This is a genomic window from Daejeonella sp., from assembly GCF_044348475.1.
GTDB lineage: Bacteria > Bacteroidota > Bacteroidia > Sphingobacteriales > Sphingobacteriaceae > Daejeonella.
In genome coordinates this window covers 1-14717 of sequence record NZ_JBIKSU010000008.1, presented here as the reverse complement: position 1 = coordinate 14717, position 14717 = coordinate 1, and the positions used below count along the sequence as shown (strand labels likewise).

Below are 14717 nucleotides of genomic sequence, written 5' to 3'. Positions count from 1 at the left end.
TCGCTCCTGTCTTTTTTTGTTAGTTCAAAATACCGATAATTTGTACCTATTAAAAATATATATTATTTATAAAACATTGTTAATCAATAATTTATATACATTAATATTACTAATCAATACTATTCATTTTTCCTGTTTTCTATAAATAAACTAACAAAATTTATAATTTACCCCACTTTGACTGTCTACCTGTCAGAATATTCAATAAAGCCTTATCTTTACAACTAATTCAAGAGGGGCTATAAGCCCGTTAATAATGCAATGAGCAAAAGAGGTAGAGTATTGGTTGCCATGAGTGGCGGAGTAGACAGTTCGGTAGCAGCAGTTATGCTTCACGAGCAGGGCTATGAAGTGATTGGGCTAACCATGAAAACCTGGGACTATGCCTCTTCGGGGGGCTCTTCCAAAGAAACCGGATGCTGCAGTTTGGATAGCATCAATGACGCTCGTGCATTAGCAGTTGCTTATGGATTTCCACATTATATACTCGACATTAGAAGCGAATTTGGTGATTTTGTGATTGATAATTTCGTTGATGAATATTTATCTGGCAGAACCCCTAACCCCTGTGTTTTATGTAATACCCATATTAAGTGGGAAGCATTACTAAAACGTGCCGATAAACTAGATTGTGAATTTATAGCTACCGGACATTATGCTAATATTCGTGTTCAGGATAGTGGCCGATATGTAATTTCTAAAGGAAAAGATGAACATAAAGATCAATCTTATGTGCTATGGGGTGTTTCTCAAGAAAATCTGGCCCGTACACGCTTTCCTCTTGGAAGCTTCGCAAAATCTGAAATCAGACAAATGGCAAAAGATATGGGGCAGCTTGAATTGGCTAACAAATCTGAAAGTTATGAGATCTGTTTTGTGCCTGATAATGATTATAGATCCTTTTTAAGAAATAAAGTAGATGATTTGGACGAACGCATCGGACCGGGTAATTTTATGCTCAGCGACGGCAGTATTGTAGGTAAACATCTTGGTTATCCTTACTATACTATAGGTCAGCGTAAAGGATTAGGCCTTGCTTTTGGACACCCAATGTTCGTAACTAGAATTCTACCTGAAAGCAATACGGTTATGTTAGGTACCATCGAAGAGCTTGAAAAATCAGAAGCAATTGTTAGAAATATTAATCTAGTAAAATATGAAAATATATCTGAGCCTATAGATGCAATAACCAAGATCAGATATAAAGATGCGGGTGCTATGAGTACTCTTGTGCAGGATGGAGATCGTATTAAAGTAAATTTCCATCATTCGGTATCAGGTATTGCTCCTGGACAATCGGCTGTATTTTATGAAGGTAACGATCTCCTAGGTGGTGGTTTTCTGGTATAAAATTTTAGGGTAATTAGCGTAAACGAATTCCAATTTCACTTGATTTTTGTGTTATTTCAGCATGTATTCTGCGATTTTGCAAATCACTAATTTGTCATTCCCTTTAATAATACCTTTATTTGCATTATATCATTGAACTGAATGGCTAAAAATTTACTTATTGTTGAGTCGCCGGCAAAGGCCAAAACAATTGAAGGGTACCTTGGAAAAGATTTTCTTGTTAAATCAAGCTATGGTCATATTCGTGACCTAATCAAGACCGATGATGCCATTGATGTTAGCCATAATTTCGAACAGCGTTATGAAGTTCCAGCCGATAAAAAAGCAGTTGTCAATGAATTAAAAAGATTAGCTAAAGATGCAGAAATGGTATGGCTTGCATCGGATGAGGACCGTGAAGGAGAAGCAATTTCATGGCACCTTTTTGAAACATTAGGCTTGAAAGAAGATCAAACCAAGCGTATTGTTTTTCATGAGATCACCAAAACTGCTATTCTTAAAGCCATTGAAACGCCAAGAAAAATAGATTATAATTTAGTTTATGCTCAACAAGCCCGTCGTGTTTTAGATCGTTTGGTAGGATTTGAGTTATCGCCGGTGCTTTGGAAAAAAGTAAAACCATCCCTTTCTGCCGGACGTGTACAATCAGTTGCCGTTCGTTTGATTGTTGACAGAGAGCGTGAAGTAAATAAATTTACAGCTACAGCCGCATTCAAAATCGTGGCACTATTTTATACCGATAAACTAAAAGAACTATTCAGAGCTGAACTACCCGAACGTTTTGAAAAGGCACCTGAAGCAGAAAATTTCCTTAAAGATTGCATAAATGCGGTTTATACGGTAAGAAGCCTCGAAACCAAACCAACAAAAAGAAGTCCGTCGGCTCCATTTACCACTTCCACCCTGCAACAAGAAGCCAGCAGAAAGTTAGGCTTTTCAGTTGCAAGAACTATGCAAGTGGCGCAAAAATTATATGAAAGTGGAAAAATCACGTACATGCGTACCGATTCAGTAAACTTATCAGATACTGCTTTAAATGCTGCAGCAGCAGAAATAAAATCGGCTTACGGAGAAAAATACCATCAGGTAAGAAAATATAAAACCAAATCGGCTGGTGCACAAGAAGCGCACGAAGCCATACGCCCTACTTATTTTGAACAGCATACCATCAGTGGCGACTCCTCAGAACAAAGATTATATGATCTGATATGGAAACGTTCTATTGCTTCACAAATGTCTGAGGCCAATTTTGAAAAAACTACGGCTAAAATCAGCATTTCTTCGCGCAGTGAAGAGTTTGTTGCCAATGGCGAAGTGATGAAATTCGATGGATTCCTGAAGGTATATATGGAGTCAACTGACGAAGAAGACACGGAGATCAATTTGGATGAAGATAATGATAACTCAATCCTACCTCCATTAGCCAAAGGGCAAACGCTTAATTTGCGTGAAATGAACGCCACAGAGCGCTATTCAAGACCACCGGCACGTTATACAGAAGCAAGCCTTGTTAAAAAGCTTGAAGAGCTCGGAATTGGTCGTCCATCAACTTATGCTCCAACGATTTCAACTATACAGAATCGTGGATATGTTGTTAAAGAAGATCGCGAAGGAAAACAACGTTTGTTTCAATCAATCAGCCTAAAAGATGGCCAGGTCAACGCAACAAAAAAGACTGAAAATACTGGAGCAGAAAAAAATAAACTATTTCCAACTGATATTGGTGCGGTAGTGAATGATTTCCTGGTTGAACACTTCAATGGAATCGTAGATTTTAATTTCACCGCAAAAGTTGAGAAAGAATTTGATGAAATAGCACAGGGATTGAAAAACTGGACAGAGATGCTCCGCACCTTCTACAACCCTTTCCATTTAGAAGTTGAAACTACGTTACAAAATGCAAACCGTGCAAGTGGTGAACGTGAATTAGGCTATGATCCTGAAAGTGGTAAAAAAATATCTGTCCGTATAGGGCGCTATGGTCCTTTTGTCCAAATTGGTGAATCAGCAGAGCATGAGGAAGACGAAAAACCGAGGTATGCTAGTCTGCGATCCGGACAAATGATCGAAAGCATATCATTAGAAGAAGCCCTAGATCTTTTTAAACTTCCATTTCAATTAGAAGCTTATCAGGAAAAAGAGTTGAGTGTTGGTATAGGCCGCTTTGGTCCTTATATTAAATGGGGTGATAGTTTCATTTCATTACCTAAAGGTGAAGATCCTTTATCAGTCAATTTAGATCGTGCAGTAGAACTTATCAATGAAAAAAATATTGCAGATGCTCCTATTGCACATTTCCAGGACTTGCCTGTAACTAAAGGCAAAGGGCGTTTCGGGCCATTCATTAAATGGAATAACCTTTATATTAATGTGCCTGCAAGGTATAATTTTGATATTCTGGCTCAAGCTGAGATAGATGAACTAATCAGTAAGAAAATTGAGAAAGAATCAAATCGTTTTATCCAGGAATGGCCAACTGAAAAGATTGCTATTGAAAACGGCAGATGGGGACCTTTCATTCGTTTTCAAAAAGAAATGCTGAAACTTGGCAAAAATCCAATTACAAAAGATAAATATACAGCTGAAGATCTTTCCCTACTTTCTATTGATACAGTAAAAAAACTAATTACAGATCAAATTCCTGATGCCTTTACCGTAAAACCCAAAAAGACTGCAAAGAAATCTCCTGCAAAGAAAAAACCAGCTAAACGCCTTGTAAAAAGATAAGATAATCATGCTTTTTTTCAGCTTCTTAGCTATTCGCTAAACCTTTACTAGGTTTAATGATAAATACCCTCAGATGAAAAAAGATCTTCCTGAAAACTTAGTCGAAAATATAGCCATAGCTATCGTAATGGAATCAGCCACTCCAGAAGCAAAATTTTGGAAGGTGTATTTAATCAATTTGAAGAATGATGCACTTGAAACTGTGCTGGTAAGCTCAAAGGGATATGGAGAAAAAGACGGCGAAAAAATAAAAACATCCATCCTACGACATTCAATAGGTAATGTACCTGCAAAATCATTTATAGAAATAGAACTTATTGATGAACAGGTATTTGGATTAACCAATGAATATTGGTTAAGTTATTATTTAGGCGGTCAAATTTTTGATAAAAAATTTATTTTCGTACCTGAAAGTATCGTTGATACCAATATGACCCGAGTACCCCTATTGAACAAACCGGGTGTACTAATTGGACATTTAATAAATAACTGAGTTGACCGTTTACTCAATAAAGTATTAAATTACAGATGAATAGTGTAGCTTGAACATCTTGAACGCATTAAACTATGCTAGAAAACATTGATCTGCAGCAGGTTCTGGTGCTCGATATAGAAACTGTTCCGCAATATCCATCATTTGAAGAACTACCAGCAGATTTCCAAGACTTATGGGAGCAAAAAACCAGGTTTCAGCGTAAAGATGGTGAAAGCCCTTCCGATTTTTATGCACGTGGTGGAATATTAGCAGAATTTGGAAAGATAATCTGCATTTCTGTTGGTATCTTTTCAAATAAAACCAAAAACATTTCTCTTCGAGTTAAATCATTCTATGGCGATGAAGAAAAAGTTGTATTACAATCATTTATAGCCTTATTAAAAACCCAAGCAGATTCCCTGATCCTGTGTGCTCACAATGGAAAAGAATTTGATTTCCCCTATTTATGCCGCAGAATCTTGATCAATGGATTGCCTATACCCGTTCAGCTAAACCTTCATGGCAAAAAACCCTGGGAAATTATGCACCTCGATACCATGGACTTATGGAAATTCGGAGATTTCAAAAACTATACTTCACTAAAACTTTTGGCTGCAGTTTTCAATATACCTAGTCCAAAAGATGACATTGATGGAAGCATGGTTAATGGAGTTTACTGGAAAGAGAATGATCTAGAAAGAATTCGCGTTTATTGTGAAAAAGATGTCATCACAACGGCCCGCATTTTACTCCGTTTCAAGTCTATCTCAACACTTTCTGATGAGGATATCACCATAGTTAAATAACAATCGCCATAATAAATCGGTTATTGTTATGTTATCAAATTATTAGGTAGGCTTTTATTTATGGCGAAGCCTTATCTTTAAATAAATTAGTGAAAAATGTCTAAAAAGAAATCAAATAGCTTTAACCTGGTTCTAACCAAACTCATTACTGATGTGTTTGAAAAATCAGGCAATAAGCCTCTAAATTATAAACAAGTTGCATCCAAACTCAACCTTCATGATGATGAATCAAGAGGTTTAATTCTGGAGATATTACAAGAAGAAACAAAAAAAGGAATACTAAACGAACCTGAAAAAGGGAAATTCATACTCAAACAATTAAAAACTTTTGTAAGCGGAAAGGTGGATATGACCTCAGACGGTTCAGCCTATATTGTAAGTGAAGATGACTTTGAAGATGATATATATGTAGCTCCTCGTAAACTGCGCAATGCCCTGAATGGGGATATTGTTAAGGTTTATGTCTATGCAAAAAATAAAGGACGTAAAAAAGATGGCGAAGTAGTTGAGATCTTGCAGCGGGCAAAAATGGATTTTACAGGAATTATAAACCTATCCGATCGTTTTGCATTTTTCATACCTGATGACCGTAAAATGCTGCATGATATCTTCATCCCGATTGATAGCCTAAAAGGAGCAAAAGACAAAGATAAAGCCATTGCAAGAATTGTTGATTGGCCTGAAGATGCAAAAAATCCAATTGGAGAAATTACGCATGTGCTAGGAAAACAAGGTGAGAATAATGCCGAAATGAATGCCATACTAGCTGATTACGGCTTTCCTCTTGCCTTTCCGGATGAGGTTGAAAAACAGGCAGAAGCCATTGAAGAAATCATCCTTGCCGAAGAAATTGCTAAAAGAAGAGATTTCCGTAAGATATTAACCTTTACCATCGATCCAGCTGATGCAAAAGACTTTGACGATGCCATCTCATTCAGGAAGCTTGACAATGGAAATGTTGAGGTTGGTGTTCATATCGCTGATGTGTCACATTATGTAAAACAAGGTACTGCACTTGATAAAGAAGCTTTTGAGCGTGGTACCTCGGTATATCTTGTTGATAGAGTAATTCCTATGCTACCTGAGCGACTTTCAAATGGATTGTGTTCATTAAGGCCTAATGAAGATAAACTTTGTTTCTCAGCAGTATTTGAGCTTGATCAAGAGGCTAATGTTGTTGAACAATGGTTTGGAAAAACCATTATACATTCAGATACACGGTTTAGTTATGAAGATGCTCAAGAAATTCTTGAAAATAAAACTGGAAAACATAGCGAAGAACTGCTGAAATTAAATGAATTGGCCTATATTTTAAGGGAGCGTAAATTTAAACATGGTGCAATAAGTTTTGAAAGTGTTGAAGTAAAATTCAATCTGGATGAGCATGGAAAACCTTTGGGTGTATACGCTAAAGAACGTAAAGACGCACATAAGCTCATTGAAGACTACATGCTACTGGCAAATAAGAAAGTTGCAGAATTTATAGCTAAAAAAGGTAAAGGGAAGCAAAAATTAACCTTTGTGTACCGCTCGCACGATTCTCCTAAAGAAGATGCACTCTTAAGTTTTTCACAGTTCGCACTAAAATTTGGTTATAAAATTGATATAAGTTCAGGCCGTGAAACTGCAAAATCTCTAAATTTCTTAATGGCTGATGTTGAAGGCAAAAAAGAACAGAATGTTCTTACAAAACTTGCGATCAGATCAATGGCTAAGGCAGTTTATACAACTAAAAAACATAGCCATTATGGACTGGCATTTGATTATTACACCCACTTTACCTCTCCTATTCGACGTTATCCGGATGTGATGGTTCACCGTCTTTTAGAACTTTACCTTGCCGGAGGAAAATCAGTTAGTGAAGATGAATATGAGAAGTTTTCCATGCATTCTTCACAAATGGAAAAGAAAGCTGCAGATGCTGAACGTGCTTCTGTAAAATATAAACAAGCTGAATTTCTACAGAATAATGTTGGAATGGAATATGTCGGTATCATATCTGGTTTGACAGAATGGGGTATGTATGTTGAAATTATTGAAAATAAGTGCGAAGGCATGATACGCCTTCGAGATTTAAATGATGATTTTTATGTGCTCGATGAAAAGAACTATTGCATCATTGGTCAAAGAAGAAAAAAGAAGTACCAGCTTGGCGATGAAGTTACAATTCTTGTGAAAAAGGTTGACCTAGCGAAGCGTCAGATAGATTTTAGCTTGGTAAGAGATTGATTTTTAAAATACATTAGTATAATTCTCTTGGTACAAACGGCTCTCAAAAGAGACCTTAGATTAAAGATTTTTACTTATTTTGTAGCAAATTCCATTTTTCATAAATGCATTCAATAGAACAACTTCAGTACCTGGTTAACAAGGCAATTGCCGATACAAAATATACCGAACAACCTGCGGAACTATATGAACCCATCAGTTACCTGATGCAATTAGGTGGCAAACGCATGCGACCAGTGTTGGTTCTGATAGCTACAGAGATATTTGATGGAAATGTACTAAAAGCCTTAGATGCTGCAATTGGTATCGAGCTATTCCATAATTTCACACTTATGCATGATGATATCATGGATAAAGCCCCGCTTCGAAGAGGTAAGCCTACCGTTCATGCCAAATGGAATGAAAGCGCAGCTATATTATCTGGAGATGTGATGTTTGTAGAGGCCTATAAACTCATGATCAAGGTAGATGATAGTATTTTAAGAGAAGTACTCGCTATTTTCAGCGATACGGCTTCAGGTGTGTGTCAAGGGCAACAGGCAGATATGAATTTTGAAAAGAGAGATGATGTAAGCCTTCCTGAATACCTTGAAATGATCAGACAAAAAACTGCAGTTTTACTTGCAGGAAGTATGCAGATTGGTGCTCTTATTGGTGGAGCCGTACCAGACCAAGCAAATTTAATATACGAATTCGGCGAAAACCTCGGGCTTGCCTTCCAATTACAGGATGATATTCTAGATGTATATGGGAATCCTGAAAAATTCGGTAAACAAGTTGGAGGCGATATCCTCTCTAATAAAAAAACCTTTATGCTAATTAAAGCAAAGGAGCTTGCTACAGGGAATACCAAGTCTGATCTTGATACATGGTTAAATAGCTCTGATGATCCACTAGCTAAAATCAAAGCCATTACCTCTATTTATAACCTGCTCGAGGTTAGAAAACTGGCAGAAATAGAAATGGAAGAATATGTTAATAAAGCTCTCAGAGCATTGGATATGATTTCCGTGAATCGCTCCAAAAAAGACCTCTTAAGAGGATTTGCAGAGCAATTACTAATCAGAGAGAATTAAAAAAAGCCCTGATTCTCATCAGGGCTCTCCTATTTAAAATTTTATAATTTAGATTATGCTTCTTCAGTTGGAGCAGCATCCTGAGCAGCAGCGGCCTTTTTAGCAGCTGGTTTAGCAGCAGCTTTCTTAGGAGCTGGCTTTGCAGCAACTTCAACAACTTCTTCAGTTGCAACTACTTTCGGAGCAGCAACCTTTTTAACCTTAACAGGAGCTGCATCTTCTACTACTACAGAAACCTCTCTTGGTATGATAGAAACATATGATTTATCATCAGATTTTTTTCTGAAAAATACAGTACCATCAATTAAAGCAAACAGCGTATGATCTTTTCCAATTCCAACATGCTTATCAGGATGATGTTTTGTACCGCGCTGACGCACGATGATGTTTCCTGCAATTGCAGCCTGACCACCGAAAATCTTAATACCTAAACGCTTGCTATGTGATTCGCGACCGTTTCTGGAACTACCGGCTCCTTTTTTATGTGCCATTTTATTTTTTATTTATGAATTGACAATCATCAATTCAGGATTTTAAACTTGAGAATGAAAAACGTAAAACCTACAACTTATAACCTATAACTTATAACCTATAACTTATAACTTATAACCTACAACTTATAACTTACAACTTAATATTAGTAATCTCTATTTTAGTGAACTGTTGACGATGTCCGTTTTTCTTTTTGTAACCTTTACGACGTTTCTTTTTGAAAACAATCACTTTATCACCTTTTAAATGTGACAGTATCTTAGCAGTAACTTTAGCTCCCTTCAATGCAGCAGCACCGATAGAAAATTTACCATTGTTCTCAGCTAATAATACGTTGTCAAATTCAATACTAGCGCCTTCTTCTCCTTGTAATCTGTGTACAAAAAGATATTGGTCTTTAGCAACTTTAAATTGCTGTCCGGCTATATTTACTATTGCGTACATTATTATTTTATTTTTTAAATGAGGTGCAAATATAAGAAATTTATTCTTTGAAAGAAAAACTAATTTCAATTATAACCGGAGGGTCTGATATTCACATCTCAATTCACATCTCACATCTCATATCTCATATCTCAATTCATATCTCTATCCCTCACATCATTGATCATATTGCTAACCTCAGTGATCAATGTTTTTGCTGCATCATTTAATTTAGGATCATCTCTGTAAGCTGCATCAAAAAGAATATGCTTAGTCTTATTCTTGTATTTATATTCCAAATAATAATGAGGCGTATTTTCAGGCTTTCCATTTTCAGTATCGCTCTCAATATTTTCAGGAAAGTTCCAGAAGCCTAACTCTGCTGCCTTACGATGAAGATATAACAGATCATCTTTTCGAAGATTAACCTTCGTTTTTACCAAAGAATCTCTGCTATTCACATATTGGTAGTATCCTGTTTTAGAATCAAACTTATTAACCAGGCTATCGCCAAGACCATATTTAAATGTCAATGATTCAAAATCAGCAAACCTGTAGGGTGCATTTTTTACCATTATCGAGTAATAATACACCATATAAATCAGAAATGGTGCGATGATACAAACACCTAAAAATATCTTTTTTCCTCTATCACTCATGTTTATTAGTATATCGACAAACAAATATCCATCATTTAACTATAGATTTCAATGTTTTTCTATCTGATTTTCCAGTTTATGAATTCTATTTTCATCAGGTGCTAGCAAATCATCTGCTGGAGGATGAAATTCTCCTTCCCATTTGGCAATGACCACCGTTGCTAGACAATTACCAATAACATTCACAGATGTTCTAGCCATATCCATCAGCTCATCAATTCCAAGTATGATAAAAATAGGCCATACAGGCATACCAAACGATGCAGCAGTACCTAAAAGGATAACTAGCGAAGCACGTGGTACTCCAGCAACACCTTTACTGGTTAACATCAGGGTAAATACGATCAGCAATTGCTGCCCAAAGGTTAAGGGCATTCCTGCAGCCTGTGCAACAAATATTGCTGCTAGCGAAAGGTAAAGAGTTGTGCCGTCCAAATTAAAGCTATACCCGGTAGGCATAACAAATGCTACAATTTTTCGAGGAACTCCAATTCGTTCCATTGCTTCCATTGCCCTTGGAAGTGCTGCCTCTGAACTGGTAGTTGCAAATGCAATAGAAACGGGCTCTGCAATAGCCTGCAGGAATTTTTTTATGGGTACACCCACAATCAGGGCAATTGGCAATAAAACACCCAGTAAAAAGACAAATAAGGCTATATAAAGCGTCATTAATAGTTGGAACAGGTTAACTAATATCCCTAAGCCCATATGCCCAACAGTATAAGCTATGGCTGCCCCAACCCCGATTGGTGCAAAATACATAATGATATTAGTGAATTTAAACATCACTTCAGAAAGACTTTCAGTTGCACGCAACATGGGTTGGCGTTTATCTTCGCGAACCATGGCAAGCGCAATACCAAAAATTATGCTAAAAATAACAATCTGAAGCACCTGCCCTTCAGCTATTGACTTAGCAATATTCTCAGGAAAAATATGCAGAATAATATCATTAAACGTTTGCGGAGCTACCTTTTCGAGTTCTTCATGAGCACCAGGAGGAAGTGTGATTCCCATACCTGCCTTAGAAATATTAATAGCAGCTAAGCCTATGAACAAGGCAATTGTTGTAACCACTTCAAAATAAAGGATTGATTTCCATCCCATACGGCCAACCTGTTTTAAATCAGAGTGTCCTGCAATACCATAAACAAGGGTTGCAAAAAGCAATGGAGCAATAATAGTCTTGATCATTTTCAGAAAGACCTTACTTAATACCTGAAGTTTTAATCCAGCTTCAGGAAAATCATTACCTATTTCAGCTCCAACTACCATAGAGATTAATATCCATGTGGTTAGTGATTTCTTTTGAAAGCCATATAGAAATAAACCAGCAATAGCTAGCCATCTAGAAAACAGGAGTGCTATTTCTGGAATATCAACAATCATGTAATGATCCAGGAAGATAAGTAGCGCAGAAAATGTAACTGCAATTAATGCAACTATACCAAAACTTTTAAATTTCATAATAAGTGGTTAGCGTATCGAACAAAAGTAATTAATTAGATTTACCCAGCAAATGTAAGTAGAAGATGAAACCAGATAAATTAAGTGATTTAAAAAAGGCACTATTAGTGCTTAATGCTACTGAACTCACAGAAATTTGCTTAAGATTGGCAAAATACAAAAAGGAGAACAAGGAATTACTAGCCTATCTGCTTTTTAACGCAAATGAACCCATGAACTATGCTGAAGATGTAAAATCATTTCTCATCGCTGATTTTATTGCCATACAAAAGCATTATTTCTACAGCACAAAAAGTTTGCGTAAAATTATTCGATTGGTAAATCGCTATTCAAAATATACAGGTTCAAAACAGGTTGAAACAGAACTTACTGTTTGGTTTTGTACAAATTATATGATTTATGTTGATCTTAACACCAATCATAAGCCTTTACAAGGATTGTTGACCAGGCAGTTTGAAAAAATAACAAAATTACTACCCAAACTACACGAAGACCTTCAGTTTGATTATCAGAAAGAATATGAAACATTGATAATAAAAGCTGCACAACAGATCAAATGGTTTAACAAAAGTGATTTTTTGTAACATTTAAGGTTATTTTTAATCTAACAGCAAAAATAAGGGTTTGAGCAAAGAAGCACTTTTCAAAGAAATTTTTCAGGCTAACTCCAAAAAGATTTATCATTTATGCTATGGTTATACGGGCGATGATGAAACCGCGAATGACCTGATGCAAGAAACCTTTATGAAGGTTTGGCAAAACCTAGATAAATTCAGAAATCAAGCCTTAATATCAACCTGGATTTACCGAATTGCGGTAAACACCTGCCTATCACACTTGCGTATTGAAAAAAGGCATCCAAAAGATGAACTTACTGATAATATAATTGAAACTAAAGCTGAAGAAATCTCAGAAAAAAATGAGCAGGTTTCCGCTCTCTATAAATGTATTGCCCAACTAGAAGAAAATGAGCGTATTATAATCACTATGGTTCTTGATGAAGTACCATATGCCGAAATTGCCTCCATTTCTGGAATCTCTGAAGGAAATTTAAGAGTAAAGATTCATCGAATTAAACAAAAATTGACTGAATTATATAATAGAAATGAAAGATTTTGAAGCACTGAAAAGCATCTGGCACGACCAGATAACGCTGCCGAAAGTCGGTCACGAAGATGTATTAAAAAAGATACGAAAGACGAGAAACGGTCTTTCAAGCAAATTATTGATTGAAATGATTGGTATGGGAATTGCAACAGCTGTAATTACCTATGTCTGGATTGACGGTCCATTTAAAATGTGGACTACTCATTTGGCCATGATCATATTTATTGCTTGTTGTATCTATTATATCGTTGTATTGATTGATGATTACCGAAGAATCAATTATACTAATTTGATCGATAAACCTGAAGATTATATTACCTATTTAAAGAACTATAAACACGATCGTTATATTTTCAATACTCGAAAATATTCCATCTATTCGATATTTTTGACGGCAGGCTTTTTACTTTATTTTGTGGAGATTTCCTTTACGGCATCTTTATGGGTTACCCTAGTTGGTTTTATATTAACTTTTATATGGGTTGCAATTTGCTATTTTGTATTGATGAGAATGTATATCAAACGAGAAGAATCGAAACTGGAAGACATGATACAGAATCTGGAAAGGCTTCAAAAACAGTTCGAAGACAATGATTTGTAGGTTTATTGTTTTTTATCCGCTGTCTTTTCTTCTTTAATTTCCTTAAACTGCAAACTATTGTTTCTTAAGGTATATTCAACTTTTCGAACATCTCCTGTTGCTACACCTGTTGAGTCGTTTTTATCATAAACCAAAAACTCACGTAAGAGTTTTCCTTCCTTGATGTATACGGAATCGTTTCCACGGTAGCCTTATTTTAAGGATGAACTAAGTTCGGGAAAACGAATTTGCTGATTTGATCCTCCTTCACTGTATTCGTAGATATACATACTAAGGTAAGAGCCTTTACCCTCTCCTTTTGCGTGTATATATAATTCCGGGTTCCCATCAGTATCTAGGTCCATATCCCAGGCATCCATTATTTTACCATCTAATTCACCCGCTAAAGATTTATATTTAAGGTTGGTAGAATCTGATCTGAGAATCAAATAGCCTCCTACTGAGCTAGAACCCCTACCCCAGCTAACAATATCCAAGGTAAGGCCAGGTTTCACTTCTATAGCTTTATGAAAGCGAAATGGTTCCATGATCATTTTAACTTTTGGCTTTACTGCAACTTTCTTTTCTTCATCTCCTGAACAAGATGTGAATAATGTACTTGCTAAAAATATTCCGGATAGTATCGTTTTCAAATTCATCTTTATGCTTTCAATAGTAGAATATTGCCCTTGCTCAAATTTAATAAATTAATTGCCCCTGATTGTGTGCAATTATCAAATAAATATAAAACCTTCTACGCCAATAACCTTCTTATTTATTAAAACAGTAAAAAAAAAATGCCCATGCAAAAGCAAGGGCATTTTCATAAATATGATCAATAAATACTAGTCTTGTTTGGCAGCCAGATAACGCTCTGCTTCAAGAGCTGCCATACAACCTGTACCTGCAGCTGTAATGGCTTGTCTCCATAATTTATCCTGAGCATCTCCACAGGCAAATACGCCTTCAATATTAGTTTTTGTACTGTCAGGTTGTGTGATCAGATACCCAGTTTCATCCATATCCAGCCATCCTTTAAAAATATCTGTGTTTGGATTATGGCCAATTGCTACAAAAAACCCGCTCACATCAATGGTGGTTTCTTGACCTGTTTTATTATTTGACACCAAAATTCCGGTAACATTTTTACCATCGCCAAGTATTTCTTTTGTATCTGAATTGTAATGAATTTCAATATTAGGAGTATTTAAGACCCTGTTTTGCATGGCCTTAGATGCTCTAAATTCATCTCTTCGAACAAGCATATGTACTTTATTACACAGCTTAGCAAGGTAGGTAGCCTCTTCTGCTGCCGTATCTCCAGCA

At 36.1% G+C, this 14717-nt stretch carries 15 protein-coding genes; 9 read left to right on the top strand and 6 right to left on the bottom strand.

Going from position 1 to position 14717, the window contains the following annotated elements; genetic code table 11:
• Window positions 1–261 precede the first annotated feature (261 nt).
• The 6 genes from mnmA (at window position 262) to ACIQZ6_RS03705 (ending at window position 8663) form a co-directional block, all read left to right on the top strand.
• Window positions 262–1350, top strand: a complete 1089-nt coding sequence (mnmA, locus tag ACIQZ6_RS03730) for a tRNA 2-thiouridine(34) synthase MnmA (protein ID WP_395808336.1) — start codon at window positions 262–264, stop codon at window positions 1348–1350.
• Between the two features lie 141 nt (window positions 1351–1491).
• Window positions 1492–4077, top strand: a complete 2586-nt coding sequence (gene topA, locus ACIQZ6_RS03725) for a type I DNA topoisomerase (RefSeq protein WP_395808334.1) — start codon at window positions 1492–1494, stop codon at window positions 4075–4077.
• Between the two features lie 73 nt (window positions 4078–4150).
• On the top strand, window positions 4151–4570 hold the full coding sequence (locus tag ACIQZ6_RS03720) for a hypothetical protein (RefSeq protein WP_395808332.1): 420 nt from the start codon (window positions 4151–4153) through the stop codon (window positions 4568–4570).
• 74 nt (window positions 4571–4644) lie between these two features.
• A complete protein-coding gene (locus ACIQZ6_RS03715) occupies window positions 4645–5358 on the top strand; it encodes a 3'-5' exonuclease (RefSeq protein ID WP_395808330.1) in 714 nt (237 codons plus the stop codon).
• 96 nt (window positions 5359–5454) lie between these two features.
• The gene (gene rnr, locus ACIQZ6_RS03710) at window positions 5455–7587 is read left to right on the top strand and encodes a ribonuclease R (protein ID WP_395808328.1); all 2133 of its coding nucleotides are present in this window, start codon (window positions 5455–5457) and stop codon (window positions 7585–7587) included.
• Between the two features lie 104 nt (window positions 7588–7691).
• The gene (locus tag ACIQZ6_RS03705; RefSeq protein WP_395808326.1) at window positions 7692–8663 is read left to right on the top strand and encodes a polyprenyl synthetase family protein; all 972 of its coding nucleotides are present in this window, start codon (window positions 7692–7694) and stop codon (window positions 8661–8663) included.
• A 53-nt stretch (window positions 8664–8716) separates the two neighbouring features.
• Here ACIQZ6_RS03705 and rpmA read toward each other — a convergent pair whose 3' ends face one another.
• From rpmA to ACIQZ6_RS03685, 4 genes are all read right to left on the bottom strand, one after another.
• On the bottom strand, window positions 8717–9154 hold the full coding sequence (gene rpmA, locus ACIQZ6_RS03700; protein ID WP_395808324.1) for a 50S ribosomal protein L27: 438 nt from the start codon (window positions 9152–9154) through the stop codon (window positions 8717–8719).
• A 133-nt stretch (window positions 9155–9287) separates the two neighbouring features.
• Window positions 9288–9599: a 50S ribosomal protein L21 gene (gene rplU / locus ACIQZ6_RS03695; RefSeq protein ID WP_306550108.1), complete on the bottom strand. Its 312-nt coding sequence runs from the start codon at window positions 9597–9599 to the stop codon at window positions 9288–9290.
• 131 nt (window positions 9600–9730) lie between these two features.
• A complete protein-coding gene (locus ACIQZ6_RS03690; protein ID WP_395808322.1) occupies window positions 9731–10237 on the bottom strand; it encodes a hypothetical protein in 507 nt (168 codons plus the stop codon).
• 48 nt (window positions 10238–10285) lie between these two features.
• Window positions 10286–11704, bottom strand: coding sequence for a dicarboxylate/amino acid:cation symporter (locus tag ACIQZ6_RS03685; RefSeq protein WP_395808320.1), 1419 nt, complete (start codon window positions 11702–11704; stop codon window positions 10286–10288).
• A 65-nt stretch (window positions 11705–11769) separates the two neighbouring features.
• Here ACIQZ6_RS03685 and ACIQZ6_RS03680 point away from each other — a divergent pair, with 65 nt between their 5' ends.
• Genes ACIQZ6_RS03680 through ACIQZ6_RS03670 form a run of 3 tightly spaced genes read left to right on the top strand, consistent with a single transcriptional unit; the run spans window position 11770 to window position 13412 of the window.
• Window positions 11770–12288, top strand: coding sequence for a hypothetical protein (locus tag ACIQZ6_RS03680; protein ID WP_395808318.1), 519 nt, complete (start codon window positions 11770–11772; stop codon window positions 12286–12288).
• Window positions 12289–12328: 40 nt separating this feature from the next.
• Window positions 12329–12823: an RNA polymerase sigma factor gene (locus ACIQZ6_RS03675; RefSeq protein WP_395808316.1), complete on the top strand. Its 495-nt coding sequence runs from the start codon at window positions 12329–12331 to the stop codon at window positions 12821–12823.
• A complete protein-coding gene (locus ACIQZ6_RS03670; RefSeq protein WP_395808314.1) occupies window positions 12810–13412 on the top strand; it encodes a hypothetical protein in 603 nt (200 codons plus the stop codon). The genes ACIQZ6_RS03675 and ACIQZ6_RS03670 overlap by 14 nt, the downstream gene beginning before the upstream one ends.
• A 191-nt stretch (window positions 13413–13603) precedes the next feature.
• Here ACIQZ6_RS03670 and ACIQZ6_RS03665 read toward each other — a convergent pair whose 3' ends face one another.
• Window positions 13604–14050 carry a hypothetical protein gene (locus tag ACIQZ6_RS03665; protein ID WP_395808312.1) on the bottom strand — a complete coding sequence of 149 codons (447 nt, stop codon included), beginning with the start codon at window positions 14048–14050 and terminating at the stop codon, window positions 13604–13606.
• Window positions 14051–14236: 186 nt separating this feature from the next.
• A partial coding sequence (locus ACIQZ6_RS03660) for an NAD(P)/FAD-dependent oxidoreductase (RefSeq protein WP_395808310.1) occupies window positions 14237–14717 on the bottom strand: 481 nt, incomplete at its 5' end.

Coding starts and splice junctions, on each gene's coding strand:
- mnmA (WP_395808336.1), top strand. CDS start 262: ATGAGCAAAAGAGGTAGAGTATTGGTTGCCATGAGTGGCGGAGTAGAC.
- topA (WP_395808334.1), top strand. CDS start 1,492: ATGGCTAAAAATTTACTTATTGTTGAGTCGCCGGCAAAGGCCAAAACA.
- ACIQZ6_RS03720 (WP_395808332.1), top strand. CDS start 4,151: ATGAAAAAAGATCTTCCTGAAAACTTAGTCGAAAATATAGCCATAGCT.
- ACIQZ6_RS03715 (WP_395808330.1), top strand. CDS start 4,645: ATGCTAGAAAACATTGATCTGCAGCAGGTTCTGGTGCTCGATATAGAA.
- rnr (WP_395808328.1), top strand. CDS start 5,455: ATGTCTAAAAAGAAATCAAATAGCTTTAACCTGGTTCTAACCAAACTC.
- ACIQZ6_RS03705 (WP_395808326.1), top strand. CDS start 7,692: ATGCATTCAATAGAACAACTTCAGTACCTGGTTAACAAGGCAATTGCC.
- rpmA (WP_395808324.1), bottom strand. CDS start 9,154: ATGGCACATAAAAAAGGAGCCGGTAGTTCCAGAAACGGTCGCGAATCA.
- rplU (WP_306550108.1), bottom strand. CDS start 9,599: ATGTACGCAATAGTAAATATAGCCGGACAGCAATTTAAAGTTGCTAAA.
- ACIQZ6_RS03690 (WP_395808322.1), bottom strand. CDS start 10,237: ATGAGTGATAGAGGAAAAAAGATATTTTTAGGTGTTTGTATCATCGCA.
- ACIQZ6_RS03685 (WP_395808320.1), bottom strand. CDS start 11,704: ATGAAATTTAAAAGTTTTGGTATAGTTGCATTAATTGCAGTTACATTT.
- ACIQZ6_RS03680 (WP_395808318.1), top strand. CDS start 11,770: ATGAAACCAGATAAATTAAGTGATTTAAAAAAGGCACTATTAGTGCTT.
- ACIQZ6_RS03670 (WP_395808314.1), top strand. CDS start 12,810: ATGAAAGATTTTGAAGCACTGAAAAGCATCTGGCACGACCAGATAACG.
- ACIQZ6_RS03665 (WP_395808312.1), bottom strand. CDS start 14,050: ATGAATTTGAAAACGATACTATCCGGAATATTTTTAGCAAGTACATTA.